The organism is Flavobacterium sp. W1B (genome assembly GCF_047344965.1).
Classification (GTDB): domain Bacteria; phylum Bacteroidota; class Bacteroidia; order Flavobacteriales; family Flavobacteriaceae; genus Flavobacterium.
Genome location: NZ_CP178845.1, coordinates 2,709,110 through 2,724,453, shown reverse-complemented (window position 1 = coordinate 2,724,453; position 15,344 = coordinate 2,709,110). Strand labels below are relative to the sequence as shown.

The window sequence follows — 15,344 nt, the reverse complement described above, 5'->3', positions numbered from 1 at the left end:
GCATTTGGAAAATGATGTTTTAACCTCTATTTTTACCAAAATAAAATTTACAAACTTTGAAAGACACAGCCAAACATCAAGGACTTCGGAATCAATTAGTAAACGTTTTACAGCAAAAAGGGATTACCGATATAAATGTTTTGGAAGCGATCAAAAAAATACCAAGACACCTTTTTTTGAATTCCAGTTTTGAAGATTATGCCTACCAAGACAAGGCATTTCCTATTGGTGCGGGGCAAACTATTTCGCAACCCTACACTGTTGCTTTTCAATCGCAATTATTGGAAATAAAAAAAGAGCATAAAGTTTTGGAAATCGGAACCGGTTCCGGTTACCAAACTGCCGTTTTGTGTTTGATGGGCGCAAAAGTATTTAGTGTAGAAAGGCAAAATGAACTTTTTAAGCAAACTTCGGTTTTGTTGCCTAAGTTGGGAATTCGTCCCAAACATCTTTCTTTTGGCGATGGCTATAAAGGTTTACCGGGTTATGCCCCTTTTGACAGCATTATTGTAACTGCTGGAGCACCGTTTATACCAAAGCCTTTGATGGCACAGTTAAAAATAGGAGGGAGACTTGTTATTCCTTTGGGAGATGATGTGCAGGAAATGACATTGTTGATTCGTAAAAATGAGACACAGTTTGAAAAACATGAACTCGGGGAATTCCGATTCGTGCCTTTATTGGAAGATAAAAATTAAATAAAACCATTCGTAACAGAATGGTTTTTTATTGGCTGATAACTTCAAGACATCTCTGTATGCTTTCTTTTTCCGTTTGAGCGATAAACAAGATGAAATCTTCTTTGTTTTCTTTTGTTAAAGAAGCTTTTAGCGTTTGGTAATATTGCATTCGTTTCTCTTCGATTGCATTAATGTTTGCTATTGGGTAACCGTGCTGTAAAAGAATTAGATTCATAATCAGTCTCGAAACTTTTCCATTTCCATTTATAAACGGATGAATGGTTAAGAGACGCTCTTTTATTGTGGCAGCCAAAATAATTGGATGGATATTATTTTTATTTAATTCATACCAATTAAATAGTGCTTCTATTTCTTTTGGAATAGTTGTCGGTTCTGAAGGATTAAAACTGTTGTCTTTTATTGTAATGGATACATTTCGGTATTGTCCTGCTTCTTTAGGTATTATTCCTCTTAAAATAATACCATGCAAAGAAATGAGCTCTTTTTCGCCAAGAATAGCATTCTTTTGGATCATGGTTTTGATGAATACAATCGCTTCTTGGTGGTTTATTGCTTCCAAATGTTCTCGCATACTTTTGCCGGCAATCGTTTGTCCTTCATTGACAACCAAATCAGTCTGAGCCAAAGTAAGAGTGTTTCCTTCAATCCAATTGCTAGAATGTGTATATTCTAAATCAAGAATTTGATTAATGGAATTGTTTTCAGCTGGTCGAAAAGAATTTAGTTTAGCCTTAAAAATAGCTATTTCGTCTAAGAACTTTTGAAGTATTGATGAAACTTTTTTAGCCGAAGAATCTCTGTTTGATTTAATTTCTTCTTCGGCAACTTTTAGTGCTTGCAATGCAAATTCGTCATTGCCAATTTCATGTATGATTTTCTCTTTGAGCCAAGTAATCATAAGAGATTCTAGGTCGATTTCTAGTAGCGTGGCAATTTTTACGACCTGTTCTCTTGTTGGTTTTCTGGTTCCGGTTTCAAATTTACTTATTAAAGCCTGATCTATGCCTAAAATCTGTGCCACTTCTCTAGTTTTGAGTCCTTTTTGTTCTCTTGCGTTTTTGAGTAGTGTTTTCATTTTTAAGTCAGGTTTTAAACAGTCTTGACAAATTTAGTCATCATTTTGAATAATAAAAAAAGGAAAGTCAATTTCCTTTTTTTATTATTTATACGCTTTTTTGATTCGGTCTAAATCGCGTTTGGTATCTTGCTCTTTTAATGATTCGCGTTTATCATAGGTTTTTTTACCTCGGCAAAGTCCTATTTCCAGTTTAGCCATTCCTTTTTCGTTAGTGAATAATTTTAAAGGAACAATGGTTAATCCTTTGGCTTGAACACTTCTTGCTAAACTTTTCAGCTCTCGTTTATTCAACAAAAGTTTTCTTTCGCTTCGGGCTTTGTGGTTGAATTGATTCCCAAAAGCATATTCTTCAATATAAGTATTGATTGCAAAAAGTTCAGTACCGCTAAATTCGCAGAAACTTTCCGTAATATTTGCTTTCCCTAAACGTATGGATTTTATTTCGGTTCCCGCCAAAACGATTCCAGCAGTAAACTTTTCGATTATTTCATAGTCGAATCTTGCTCGTTTATTGAGTATATTTATAGTTTTTAACATGGTTGCAAAGGTAGCAAAAATTAAAGGTTCAGCAATAGGTTAGGGCAATTTCAGCAATTGATATGTAATCGTGTCATCAGTTATGGTCACAATATAAAGATTACCAAAAGTATCTTCGTCAATATTAGGATATATTTTTTGATTAATAATTTGATTTACAAAATTTGGTATGGAATTACTGTGGCCAACGATTAAAACTTTTTTACCCAAAGTTTCCTTTTTAAAGCTTTCAATTGCTATCGTTTTAGGATTGTAAAGTTTAACACTTATTTTTTTGGATATAGCAGTTGGATTTACGGTTTGCTGTGTTCTATTGTAATCTGTCGAATATATTTGATCAAAATTGATTTCAGAGAATATTTTATTCCAGGTTTTTGCTCTTTCAAAACCTATTTCGGATAAGTCGGGATTTTTAGAATCGTCTGCTTTTTCTGCATGGCGAATAAAATAATAAGTAGTAGTTGTATTTTGTTGTCCAAAACTATTTTGCAAAACAAATAAAACGATTATTATTAAATATTTTTTCATTTGGATTAATTTAAAAACGGGTTATATCTCTAGTTTTATATATTTGTATAATGGAAAACTTAAAATCTAACGACCCTCTTCACGGAATAACATTAAAAGCCATTTTAGAAAAACTAGTAGACCACTACGGATTTGACACCTTGGGAGAACTAGTTAAAATTAAATGTTTTAATGATAATCCAAGTATCAAATCGAGTCTTACTTTTTTACGAAAAACAGATTGGGCAAGAAAACAAGTAGAAGATTTGTACGTTAGAACCGTGAATAAATTTGTAAAATAAAATTAATTCAATTTATACGAAACCATAACGCCTCCTCTGTAGGGTAACCATTCTCCACTTTTATTATAGTGTTGTGCCTTTTCGTATCTTTCTCCAGTACTTATCAGATATCCTTTGTAAAAGCCTTGATGCCAACCACCTCCTAAAAAGCAATCCAGCATGAACTTCTCATTTAATTTTACTTGGTATCCAACTGTAGCTCCAGCAAAATATCCCATTCCTTTTTCATACATATCGGTATTTAAATAATTCCATTTTTGGAAATTAAATTTGCTTCCCCCAATATTGGCACCAACATAAAATCCCTTGTAGTTTTCATTAAAATGATAGCGATATTCAGAAGTGAAAGTATAAAATTGAAATGGTTTATTATCTAAAGATTTCCAAGGTGAAGCAAGAACATCAAACGACAAAGTTGATTTTCCGCCGATGCTAGTTTCGATTCCTAGATTTGGTATGGTTAATAATGTGGTAAAGACATTGCCTTTTACGTAGGTTTGACTTTGAGATTGAATTGAAAAGAAAAGGATAGTAAAAACAAGTAATTTTTTCATAGAATAGTTTTAAACTAATGCTTTATAAGAAAGCGCCTAGTTTTTGGGCCAAATATAGAAATATTAATTTGAGAAGTTTGAAGTTTTTTTATTTTAACGATATAAATTGTGAAGGATTAGCGTTTGTTTATAATAGAATAAATAACAGTATCCAAAAAACGTCCTTCATAGAACTCGTTTTCTTTTAAATGTGCTTCTTTTACAAAATCACATTTCTCTAATACTCGTGCCGAACCATCGTTTTCGGGATCAATAATAGCTTCAATGGAATGCAGTTTCATTATCTCAAAACCGTATTTAACTGCTTCTTGAACAGCTTCGGTAACAATACCTTTTCCACTGTATTCCGGCAGTAACATATACCCAACTTCTGCACGAAAATGCTCTGGCTTAATTCGGTAATGACCAATTACTCCAATCAATTTTGAATTTCCTTTTAATGTAATTGCCCAATTGATTCCTTCGTTAGTGTCTATTTTTGAATCAATGCTTGCAATATGTTCCAGAGCATCTTCGGTAGTTTTTACTAATGGTCTCGGGATGTATTTCATGGTTTCCGGATTGGAACGCAATTCAAAAATCTCGTTCACATCATTTTTGTCAACGCGTCTTAATAATAAGCGTTCCGTTTCTAAATTCGGGAAAGGAGTGAAATTTATAGTCAACATAATAGTGTTATTTTAATGGGTTATAAAATCTCAATACTGAATTTTGGTTTAAAGCTTTGATTTGGATCTAAAATCTGAATTCCTTCTTTTGTAAAAAGATCACCATTGCTGCCGGTTGTATCAGAATAACCAAACCAAGGTTCTATACAAAGAAAAGGAGCATTTTCTATTGTCCAAATTCCTAAACTGGGGAAATCTTCGTATTGAACTTTTAGTATTGGACTTTGATTCTTTATAATTGTTACGGTTTTAGATTCCATTTTTTTGAAAACCAATGCGTCATTTTCGAACAATTGATAGGTTATAGGAATTCTGCTGTTTTGAAGCGTACATTTTTTTGTTTCATCAGAGATTAATCCGTTTTCCAAAAGATGGTATTCTAAAACCTCGTCTTTTTCAAATTCAAGAGAATAATCTTCAAAATTACCCGACAAATAAAAGGCAGGATGTGCTCCTAAAGAAAAAGGCATTTGATATTTACTTTTGTTGACAACCGTGTATTGAATCTCTAGACTATTTTCATAAAGTGTATAGTTGATTTGTAACTCAAAATCAAAAGGATAAATCTTTAAGGTATCTGCAGTTGATTGAATAGAAAAAGTAGCACTATTTTCTTTTTTGTCAATTAAATTGAAAACCATGTCTCTGGCAAAACCATGTCTAGACAAGCTGTATTCTTTATTGTTAAATTGGAAAGAATTGTTTTTGAGAGTTCCCACAATCGGAAATAAAATAGGGGAGTGCTTTCCCCAAAACTCAGGATTGCCTTCCCAGATGTATTCTTTATTAGAACTGTCTTTTAAGGAGAATAATTCGGCGCCAGCATGGTTAATTTGGGCTGTTAGCTTGGAGTTAGTTATTGTTGTTGTCAAGATAAAGACTTATTGAATTAATTTTATTCTGTAAATATATTTTATAAATTTTACTTATGATAGTGAATAGCAGCTAATTTTTTTGTAAAAATTTTCATAAATTTTGATTAAATCAGGAGTATTAATTTATTGGTCCTCTTTTTTTTCATTAATTTGCTCTATAAACAGTAAAAACATGAAAAATATTCGGTTTCAAGCCATGCTTCAAATGGTTTTATTATTGGGAATCTCTTCCCTTTGGGCACAGCAAACTCCTGCTGTTACAGGGAATGCCCCAACATCAAATTATAATTACCATGATGCTTTTGGTCCATTTTTTTATACTAAAAATGGTTCAGGAACACGTTCAGCTAGTGGTCAACCCGGTGCTGAATATTGGCAAAACAGAGCTGACTATCAATTAACGGTAAAGTTAAATGAAGAAAAAAATGAAATCATTGGTAATGCAGTAATTAGTTACACCAATAATAGTCCAGACAAAATGTCTTTTGTATGGATGCATTTGGATCAAAATTTATTCAAGGCAGATTCACGTGGTAATGCCATAGTACCTTTGACAGGAAGCCGTAATGGAGCTCAAGGACAAGTGTTTGATGGAGGGCATAAAATCAAATCAGTAAAAGTGGTTAGTACTGCGAAAGGGAAAATTACTGAAACTGACGTTAAATTTATGATTAGCGATACCAGAATGCAGGTTTTTCTTCCGCAGGAATTAAAATCTAAAGGCGGAACTGTAAAAATAAAAGTCGATTTTTCATATATCTCTCCATACGAAGGTTCCGATAGAACTGGAGTTCTTGAGACTAAAAATGGAAAGATTTTTACCATTGCTCAGTGGTATCCTCGCATGTGTGTGTATGATGATGTACGAGGATGGAATACTCATCCGTATTTAGGAGCATCTGAGTTTTATTTAGAATATGGAGATTTTGACGTAAATATAACGGCGCCATCAAATCATATTGTAGTTTGTTCAGGAGAATTAGTAAATCCAACAGCAGTTTATACTACGGTAGAACAAAAAAGATTAGCACAGGCTAAATTGAGCGACAAAACTGTTTTTATACGTACTGCTGACGAAGTAAATGCTTTAGCAAATAAAACAGCTACAACTGCCACTAAAACCTGGCATTATAAAATGAAAAATTCACGCGATGTTTCTTGGGCTTCTTCTGCAGCATTTATTTTAGATGGTGCAAAAATCAATTTACCAAGTGGCAAAAAATCATTGGCTCTTTCTGCGTATCCGGTTGAAAGTGCTGGAGATGCAGCTTGGGGGCGTTCTACAGAATATACTAAAGGATCGATTGAAAACTATTCTAAAAGATGGCTAGAATATCCTTATCCGGAAGCGGTAAACGTAGCAGGTAACGAAGGAGGAATGGAATATCCTGGAATTGTTTTTTGTAGTTGGGAATCAAAAGGAGCGGATTTATGGGGAGTTACTGATCACGAATTTGGTCATATTTGGTTTCCTATGATTGTAGGATCTAACGAGCGTTTATTTGGATGGATGGATGAAGGTTTTAATACTTTTATCAATTCATTGAGTTCTGTTGATTTTAATAATGGGGAATATAAAGAAGAAGTATCTGATTTGCATCAAAGAGCTGAAATGTTTACAAGTCCTAATTTGGAAACAATAATGAGTTCACCTGATAATATGAAAGAAGCTAATATCGGTCTTTTACTTTATTACAAGCCAAGTTCTGGATTAACTATTTTGCGTGAGCAAATTTTAGGTAAAGAGGTTTTTGATAGAGCTTTTCGAACTTATATGGAGCGTTGGGCATACAAACATCCTACACCTGATGATTTTTTTAGAACCATGGAGAATGTTTCTGGCGAAGATTTAAACTGGTTTTGGAGAGGTTGGTTTCAATACAACTGGCGTTTTGATCAAGGAATTAATTCTATTAAATATGTGAAAAATGATCCAAAACAAGGTGTTATAATTACTATTGAAAACTTCGAAAAAATGCCTATGCCTGTAGTTTTGGAGTTGAAAACAAAAAGTGGAAAAATAGAAAGAGTAAAATTGCCGGTTGAGATTTGGCAGAGAAATAAGGTTTGGTCGTTTAAACACAATTCTACCGAGGAAATTGAAAGTATAAAGTTAGATCCGGATCATGCTCTTCCAGACAATAACGGAGGAAATAATACTTGGACAGCTGACAAAGGAGTTATCGAAAAAGATTTGATTTTAGACGGTTACCTAGGTAATTATTCAAATCCAAGTGCACCTATGAAAATTGTTTTTACAGAGAAAAATAGTGTTCTTAATGTAGAAATTACAGATTATCCAAAATTTTCGGTAGAACCAGCTGGGAAAGATCTTTTTGAATCAAAAAGGGCAGGGCTTAGATTTCAGTTTAATGAAAGTAAAACTGGGTTTGATATGATAATTATCGAAAATGGTCAAAAAATACCATTTACAAAAAACAAATAAGTTATTTATATTGAACAAAAAAACACCAGCAATCTCTTGCTGGTGTTTTTTGTTATAAGAAAATTTTAGTTGAAATCTTAAGCTGGAATTTGTTGACTCAGGCAATGCAAAGTTCCAAAACCCCAAATCAAATCGATAGAACTGATTCCAATAACTTCTCTGTCTGGAAAATAGTCTGCTAGAATATTCAGTGCTAGGCGGTCATTTGGGTCGTTAAAAGTAGGAACCAATACACATTGATTCAAAATCAAGAAATTGGCATAACTAGCTGGCAATCTTAAATCTTCAAAATCCAATCGTTTTGGCATTGGTAATTCTACAATTTTTGGAGATTCACCATTTTCTAATTTTGCATTTTGCAAACGTTTTAAATTGTCTTGCAAAGGAGCATAGTTACTATCATTAGGATCTTTTTCTACAATAGTTACAATGGTGTCTTCGTTGATAAAACGGCATAAATCATCAATATGCCCGTGGGTATCGTCGCCTTCAACGCCATCTCCTAGCCAGATTACATTTGTTATTCCAAGGTATTCCTTGAAAACGGCCTCATAATCCGCTTTGGTAAAATTAGGATTTCGCACTTGAATATCCGGATGCATCAAACATTCTTCAGAAGTCAACAGAGTTCCTTTTCCATTGGAGTCAATAGCGCCTCCTTCAACGATTACGAGCTTTCCTTTGTACATCACTTGGGTAAGTGGCATATTCAGGAAATCAGCTACTGTTGCAGGAACATGTTTGTCTAATTGGAAATTTTTATATTTTGCCCAACCGTTAAAATTAAAGTTTAACGCTTCTCTTGTTTCGCCATTTTTAACGATAATCGGACCCGAATCGCGCATCCAACTTCTGTTGGTTTTTTGAATAATGAAAGAAACATTATTAAGGTTTACCCTTGCCATTTCTAGCATTTCGTTTACTTTTTCTTTTAATTTTTGATCGGAAACCATCAAAAAAACGGTTTCGTAAGTAGCCACTTTTTTAATAAATTCTACAAAAGCCCATTGAATCGCTTCATATTTTCCAGGCCAATCTTTTCCGTTGTGAGGAAAACAAAGTAAAATTCCTTGTTGCTTTTCCCATTCTGCTGGGAACCTTCTATTATTTGTCGTCATACAGCTTATCTAATTATAAAGACTGCAAATATAAACATTCAGTAGGATTTTAAAATAGTTAGTAACTATTCATTTTCGGCCATTTCATGAATTTATAAGAATAGTTTTGGTAATGATTATATAATGCTGAGTTAATTCGTGTCGGGCTTCAGCTAGTTATTTTTGAAAAAAATTAAAAAATACAGTTATGAAAAAATATGGTATTACACTATTAGCGGCAATTATGGTATTGTCAAGTTGCGAAAATGATTCTGATAAAGAGAAATCTCCGGAGTTGGTTGTAAATGAAAATGCAGCCACTTTCAAAGAAATTGGTTCCATTACTATAGGTGGTGCCGGAGCTGCAGAAATAAGTGCGTATGATGAAGTTTCTAAAAAGTTATTTACAGTAAACAACAGCAATACAAATAGAATTGATGTTATTGATTTGTCTAATCCGTCCAGTCCAGTTTTTGTAACAAGTATTGATTTAACCCCATTTAATGGTGCTTCTAATAGTGTTGCAACTTATAATGGCAAATTAGCAGTAGCATTAGAAGCGACACCCAATAGGCAAGATGCCGGAAAAGTGGTTGTGTTTGATACGGCTAGTTACAGTGTGATTAAAGTAATAACGGTTGGTGCTTTGCCTGATATGATTACTTTCTCTCCCGACGGGAATTATATCATGACGGCTAATGAAGGGGAACCAAATGATACGTATTCGATTGATCCGGATGGTTCGGTTTCTATTATTGCAGTGAACAATAATTATGCGGTGACGACTTTAAATTTTGGAAATTTTAGCACTCAATTGAGTACGCTAAAAACGAAAGGATTTAGAATAGCAAGTCCAACCAATAATTTTGCCTCTGATATCGAACCAGAATACATAACGATTTCTTCTGATTCAAAAACGGCTTGGGTTACCTTACAGGAAAATAACGGTGTGGCTAAAATTGATTTGGCTACTAAAACGATCACGAATATTTTCCCATTGGGTTATAAAGACTACAATCTTGCCGAAAATGCTGTAGATATCAGTGACAAAGATGGTGGTGTTTTGGCGAATACTTGGAAAGCGAAAGGAATGTTTCAACCCGATGCCATCAGTAATTTTGAGATCAATAAAACCCCTTATTTTGTTACTGCAAATGAAGGCGATGCCAGAGAATATTCAGCTTTTGTAGATGTAAAAAGAATCAGCAGTTCTTCAGTTGTTCTGGATCCAATAGCATTTCCTAATGCGGCACTTCTAAAGGCAGAGTCAAGTATGGGAAGATTGAATATCAATACCAAAATGGGAGATACGGACGGTGATGGCGATTTTGATGAATTAGTTTCTTTTGGAGCCCGATCTTTCTCCATTTGGAATGGAAACACAGGAGCATTAGTGTTCGACAGTAAAAATGAATTGGATAAAAAAGCACAAGAATTAGGCATTTATGATGACAATCGTAGTGATGATAAATCAGTAGAGCCAGAATCCGTTGTGGTGACTAAAATGGGTGATAAAACGATTCTTTTTGTTGGATTGGAACGAGTGGATGCTGTTATGGTGTACGACGTTAGTAATCCAGTTGCGCCAAAATTTTTGCAGGCTTTTAAAACCGGAGATGCGCCAGAAGGATTGCTTTTTATTCCAGCTTCTAAAAGTCCTACCAAAAGAAGTTTAGTAGTTGTGAGTAGTGAAGGCGATGGTGTGGTTAAAATGTTCCAACCGGATTTAAATTAAAAGTTTACTTTCAAATAAAAATCCCTGCTAAGAATTTTTTCTAAGCAGGGATTTTTTAATTATAAAAAAGAAGATTTAGTCAATCGCTCTTTTTGTAATATCTCCAAAAGCGTCAATTCGTCTGTCTCTAAAAAACGGCCAATTCTGACGCACATTTTCCTGTAAGTCTAGATCAACTTCGGCAATCAGGATTTCTTCTTTATCGTGTGAGGCTTGTGCCAAAATTTCTCCTTGTGGTCCTGCTATAAACGAAGCGCCCCAAAATTGGATTCCCGCCGTATCAGGAAGGTATTGTTCTAGACCAATTCTATTGGCAGCGGCAACATATACTCCATTTGCCACAGCATGACCTTTCATTACGTTCATCCAAGCTCCATATTGGTTCTCACCATATTGTTCTTTTTCTTGTGGATGCCATCCAATTGCTGTTGGGTAAAATAAAACCTCTGCACCTTTTAAAGCTGTCAAACGAGCTGCTTCTGGATACCATTGGTCCCAGCAGATTAAAGTTCCAATTTTTCCTTTTTGAGTAGGTATGGTTTTGAACCCCAAGTCGCCAGGAGTGAAATAGAACTTTTCATAAAAATGCGGGTCATCCGGGATATGCATTTTTCGGTACAATCCCGCTTCGGTTCCGTCAGTATCTATAATGTAAGCACTGTTGTGATAGATTCCTGCCATTCTTTTTTCGAAGAAAGGAACAATGATTACCACACCAAGCTCTTTAGCTAATTCGCTAAAGGCAATAAATGAGGTGCTGTATAAAGGTTCAGCCAAAGCAAAATTGTCTACATCTTCGCTCTGACAGAAATAATGGCTGCTATATAATTCCGGTATAGAAATTATTTCAGCACCTTGATTAGCGGCATCACGAACCCAACTTAAACATTTTTTTAGGTTATTTTCGGCAACGTCATTAAGGTTTAACTGAATAACGGCTATTTTGTATTTTTTATTTGACATCAGATAAATTTTTAGACTGCAAAAATAGTCAATTTTATGAAGAGTAAAAAGTAGGAAAATTAGAAAATTTGTAAGTCTTTTATTTCTTATTTAGACTTATTTATTGGATGTGCTAAATTATGTTTTTCAAGAGCAACCAAGTCAGCTAGCATTTTTGAGCAATTCCGAAAAAAGGACGAAGTTTTATTTTTCGGGTTTTATTAATGTTTTTCCGTAAAATAGAACTCCAATAGATATGGCTAAACAAAGGAATAAACCCTTATGAAATCCATTTTGAAAACCAACTCGGAATCCTTGTACTATTAAAACCATGATGATATAGGTTATAAATCCTATACCGAATTTTAACATTCGTTCGATTGCACTCATTTTTTGAGTCAAATAAACAATAAAAAATGGAATGAAAAAACTTAGCAAAACTGCAGCAATTCGGCTATTTTTATTTGCCTCCGAATCTAAAGTTAAGTATCCTATAATTGTCATTAAAAGTAAATTAAGAAGTGCAAGAAAGAAAACATTGATAATTATGGTGCCAATTTTTTTACTTTCAGTTTTTTTGTCTTTTTGGAGTAAACTCTCTTTGTCAATTTGAAGAACATCACAAATAAGTTTTAATGTTTTTTCACGCGGTTCGCTTTTGTTACTTTCAATTCGTTGTATCGTCCTCAAATTGACTTTTGATAATTCTGCCAATTCTTCTTGAGTATATCCTTTTGATTTTCTAGTTTCATTAATTGTTTTCCCGATACTATTCATGATTTTGCTATTTGATTAGGTGTCAAAGTTATTTATAAATAGATACTTTGATAGCGGTTTTCTTACGGCATTAACACGACATTTGATTAAACATCATCGATTGGTTCTGAATATAGAAGGTTATAGTCTTGCTAATGTAATAATAAATACTTGTAAATTTACTTGAAATTTGATTGAGTATCTTACAATTGATTAAATAGAAATGGCTAATACTAAACTATGAAAGGGAATCCCAGTAGGTATCTAAATTAACCTTTTTTGAAGTTTTTTTATATGTTGTGTAATGATAAGCTACGGTGTAATAATGACTTGGTTGATCCTCATTATGTTATTGTTTGGAATAAAGATACACTTGGATAGCAGGGAATTAGTTTTTGAAAATGATTACAATGTTCAAAAAAAAACACCAGCCTTTCGGCTGATGCTTTTTAAACTGTTCTATTTTTCATTAAGAGACCACTTTAGTCTGGTTTCTAAAAACCAATTCCCCATCAAAGGCATCCAATAGGATAATACTATCGGTAGTGATTTTTCCTGCTAGGATTTCTTTAGATAATTTATTGAGAACATCCCTTTGGATGACACGTTTCACTGGTCTGGCGCCAAATTGTGGGTCGTATCCCTTTTCGGATAAATAGTCAATGGCTTCGGGTGTGGCGTCCATCGTGATGCCTTGCAAGGCGAGCATTTTGGTGATACCTTTGAGTTGTAAACTCACAATTTTCGTGATATTGGCATTGGTAAGTGGCGTAAACATTACAATTTCGTCAATACGATTAATGAATTCCGGACGAACCGTTTGCTTCAATAAGGCCAATACTTCTATTTTTGCTAATTCTGTAGCCGCTTCCATGCTACCTTTCAGATTTTCAAATTTATCTTGAATGATTTGGCTTCCCATATTCGAGGTCATAATGATAATCGTGTTTTTAAAGTCGGCAAGACGTCCTTTATTATCCGTTAATCGTCCCTCATCCAAAACCTGTAACAAGATATTAAAGGTATCGGGATGCGCTTTTTCGATTTCATCCAATAAGATTACAGAATAGGGCTTTCTTCGAACAGCTTCGGTCAATTGTCCGCCTTCGTCATAACCTACATATCCCGGAGGCGCACCCACCAATCGGCTTACGCTGTGGCGTTCCTGGTACTCGCTCATATCGATACGAGTCATGGCGTTTTCATCGTCAAATAGGTATTCGGCCAAAGCTTTGGCTAATTCTGTTTTACCAACACCAGTTGTCCCCAGAAATAGAAAAGTCCCAACAGGTTTTTTCATATCTTGTAATCCGGCGCGGCTTCTGCGTACGGCATCGCTGACGACTTCTATGGCTTCTTCTTGACCAACGACGCGGTGGTGTAATTCTTCTTCTAGATGCAATAGTTTTTCACGTTCTCCTTGTAACATTTTCATTACCGGTATTCCGGTCCATTTGGCAACCACTTCAGCAATGTCTTCGCGGGTTACTTCTTCTTTTATCAACGAAGTTCCATGTTGATTTTCCTGTAATTGTTTCAGTAAAACATCCAAACGTTCTTGGGCTTCTTTTATTTTTCCATATCTTATTTCGGCTACTTTTCCGTAATCGCCATCGCGTTCGGCACGTTCGGCTTCATATTTGAAATCTTCAATCTCCGTTTTTACAGCCTGAATGTTATCGACTACATCTTTTTCTGATTTCCATTTGGCAAATATTTTGTTTCGGTCTTCTTTAAGGTTGGCCAAATCCATTCCTAAGATTTTGAGTTTACTCTCATCTTTTTCTCTTTTGATGGCTTCGATTTCGATTTCCAATTGCATTACTTTTCGATCCAAAACATCCAGTTCTTCGGGTTTTGAATTGATTTCCATGCGTATTTTTGAAGCCGCTTCGTCCATCAAATCGATGGCTTTGTCCGGTAAAAATCGATTGGTGATATAGCGCTGAGATAATTCGACAGCCGCAATAATGGCTTCGTCTTTGATCTGTACTTTATGATGTGTTTCGTATTTTTCTTTAATACCACGCAGGATTGAAATCGCACTTTCGGTATCGGGCTCTTCAATCATAATTTTCTGGAAACGTCTTTCGAGTGCTTTGTCTTTTTCGAAATATTTTTGGTATTCGTCTAAAGTAGTTGCCCCAATAGCGCGCAATTCTCCACGCGCCAAAGCAGGTTTGAGGATATTGGCCGCATCCATGGCGCCTTCGCCACCGCCGGCTCCAACAAGGGTGTGGATTTCGTCAATGAATAAAACGATATCTCCTTCGGCAGAAGTGACTTCTTTTACGACGGATTTTAATCGTTCTTCAAATTCCCCTTTGTATTTGGCTCCGGCAATAAGGGCTCCCATATCAAGAGAGTAGACGATTTTATTTTTTAGGTTTTCAGGAACGTCACCATCTACAATTCGGTGCGCTAACCCTTCTGCGATAGCGGTTTTACCCACGCCGGGTTCCCCAACAAGCATCGGATTGTTTTTGGTTCTTCGGGTTAAAATTTGCAACACGCGTCGGATTTCTTCGTCACGGCCAATAACCGGATCCAGTTTTCCGGAGCGAGCCAATTCGTTGAGGTTTTTAGCATATTTGTTTAATGAATTGTAGGTTTCTTCGGCTGAGGCAGAAGTTACTCTTTCGCCTTTTCGCAGTTCTTCAATGGCGGCTTTCAGTCCTTTTCCGGTAACTCCTTGGTCTTTTAATATTTGGGCGACTTTGCTTTTCGAATCAAAAATAGCCAGTATCAAATGCTCGATAGAAACGTATTCGTCATTCATTTTGCCGGCGATAATTTCAGCCTCGTTCAGTGCTGAATTTGCGGATCTTGACAACATGATTTCGCCACCAGAAACTTTAGGGAAATTTTGGATGGTACTATCTAAAATCTGAAGAAATAAAGGCACATTTACGTTGAGTTTTTTCAAAATAAAAGGAGCAACATTTTCATCGACACCGAATATCGCTTTGAAAATATGCTCGTTTTCAATTTGTTGCTGGCCCAGACTTTGAGCCAATTGTTGCGAACTTTGGATAGCCTCCTGAGATTTGATTGTAAATTTATTTATATTCATGATTTTATATTGTTTGTGTTATTTAGCTAACTTTGCGAATCAATATTCAATATATATTCCATAATAGAATTAC

Annotated in this window: 14 protein-coding genes; 4 read left to right on the top strand and 10 right to left on the bottom strand. The window is 35.0% G+C overall.

Annotation, left to right across the window (positions count from 1 at the left end):
- Positions 1–56: 56 nt before the first annotated feature.
- Complete coding sequence (locus ACMDB5_RS11810) at positions 57–698, top strand: protein-L-isoaspartate(D-aspartate) O-methyltransferase (RefSeq protein WP_413998461.1); 642 nt, start codon at positions 57–59, stop codon at positions 696–698.
- Positions 699–726: 28 nt separating this feature from the next.
- Here ACMDB5_RS11810 and ACMDB5_RS11805 read toward each other — a convergent pair whose 3' ends face one another.
- The 3 genes from ACMDB5_RS11805 to ACMDB5_RS11795 all read right to left on the bottom strand — a co-directional run bounded on the left by ACMDB5_RS11805 (position 727) and on the right by ACMDB5_RS11795 (position 2,844).
- Positions 727–1,776, bottom strand: coding sequence for a Fic family protein (locus ACMDB5_RS11805; protein ID WP_413998460.1), 1,050 nt, complete (start codon positions 1,774–1,776; stop codon positions 727–729).
- 84 nt (positions 1,777–1,860) lie between these two features.
- Positions 1,861–2,316 (bottom strand): SsrA-binding protein SmpB, encoded by a 456-nt coding sequence (gene smpB / locus ACMDB5_RS11800; protein WP_413998459.1) that lies wholly within the window; start codon positions 2,314–2,316, stop codon positions 1,861–1,863.
- A 39-nt stretch (positions 2,317–2,355) separates the two neighbouring features.
- Complete coding sequence (locus ACMDB5_RS11795; RefSeq protein WP_413998458.1) at positions 2,356–2,844, bottom strand: SixA phosphatase family protein; 489 nt, start codon at positions 2,842–2,844, stop codon at positions 2,356–2,358.
- A gap of 50 nt (positions 2,845–2,894) precedes the next feature.
- On the opposite strand from ACMDB5_RS11795, the gene ACMDB5_RS11790 reads away from it, so the two are divergent.
- Positions 2,895–3,125, top strand: coding sequence for a VF530 family DNA-binding protein (locus ACMDB5_RS11790; RefSeq protein ID WP_413998457.1), 231 nt, complete (start codon positions 2,895–2,897; stop codon positions 3,123–3,125).
- A 2-nt stretch (positions 3,126–3,127) separates the two neighbouring features.
- Here the strand turns inward: ACMDB5_RS11790 and ACMDB5_RS11785 are convergent, their stop codons facing one another.
- The 3 genes from ACMDB5_RS11785 to ACMDB5_RS11775 all read right to left on the bottom strand — a co-directional run bounded on the left by ACMDB5_RS11785 (position 3,128) and on the right by ACMDB5_RS11775 (position 5,219).
- Positions 3,128–3,679, bottom strand: coding sequence for a DUF3575 domain-containing protein (locus tag ACMDB5_RS11785; protein ID WP_413998456.1), 552 nt, complete (start codon positions 3,677–3,679; stop codon positions 3,128–3,130).
- Positions 3,680–3,795: 116 nt separating this feature from the next.
- Entirely contained in the window at positions 3,796–4,347 is a 552-nt protein-coding gene (locus tag ACMDB5_RS11780; protein WP_413998455.1) for a GNAT family N-acetyltransferase, read from the bottom strand.
- A gap of 20 nt (positions 4,348–4,367) precedes the next feature.
- The gene (locus ACMDB5_RS11775) at positions 4,368–5,219 is read right to left on the bottom strand and encodes an aldose 1-epimerase family protein (RefSeq protein WP_413998454.1); all 852 of its coding nucleotides are present in this window, start codon (positions 5,217–5,219) and stop codon (positions 4,368–4,370) included.
- A 175-nt stretch (positions 5,220–5,394) separates the two neighbouring features.
- Between ACMDB5_RS11775 and ACMDB5_RS11770 the strand changes: the two genes are divergently transcribed.
- Positions 5,395–7,668 (top strand): M1 family metallopeptidase, encoded by a 2,274-nt coding sequence (locus tag ACMDB5_RS11770; protein ID WP_413998453.1) that lies wholly within the window; start codon positions 5,395–5,397, stop codon positions 7,666–7,668.
- Between the two features lie 77 nt (positions 7,669–7,745).
- Here ACMDB5_RS11770 and ACMDB5_RS11765 read toward each other — a convergent pair whose 3' ends face one another.
- Entirely contained in the window at positions 7,746–8,786 is a 1,041-nt protein-coding gene (locus ACMDB5_RS11765) for an agmatine deiminase family protein (protein ID WP_413998452.1), read from the bottom strand.
- A 187-nt stretch (positions 8,787–8,973) separates the two neighbouring features.
- On the opposite strand from ACMDB5_RS11765, the gene ACMDB5_RS11760 reads away from it, so the two are divergent.
- Positions 8,974–10,500: a choice-of-anchor I family protein gene (locus ACMDB5_RS11760; protein WP_413998451.1), complete on the top strand. Its 1,527-nt coding sequence runs from the start codon at positions 8,974–8,976 to the stop codon at positions 10,498–10,500.
- 75 nt (positions 10,501–10,575) lie between these two features.
- Here ACMDB5_RS11760 and ACMDB5_RS11755 read toward each other — a convergent pair whose 3' ends face one another.
- The 3 genes from ACMDB5_RS11755 to clpB form a co-directional block, all read right to left on the bottom strand.
- Positions 10,576–11,463 carry a carbon-nitrogen hydrolase gene (locus ACMDB5_RS11755; protein ID WP_413998450.1) on the bottom strand — a complete coding sequence of 296 codons (888 nt, stop codon included), beginning with the start codon at positions 11,461–11,463 and terminating at the stop codon, positions 10,576–10,578.
- Between the two features lie 183 nt (positions 11,464–11,646).
- A complete protein-coding gene (locus ACMDB5_RS11750; RefSeq protein ID WP_413998449.1) occupies positions 11,647–12,219 on the bottom strand; it encodes a helix-turn-helix domain-containing protein in 573 nt (190 codons plus the stop codon).
- Positions 12,220–12,667: 448 nt separating this feature from the next.
- Positions 12,668–15,271 carry an ATP-dependent chaperone ClpB gene (gene clpB, locus ACMDB5_RS11745; protein WP_413998448.1) on the bottom strand — a complete coding sequence of 868 codons (2,604 nt, stop codon included), beginning with the start codon at positions 15,269–15,271 and terminating at the stop codon, positions 12,668–12,670.
- Between the last annotated feature and the right edge of the window lie 73 nt (positions 15,272–15,344).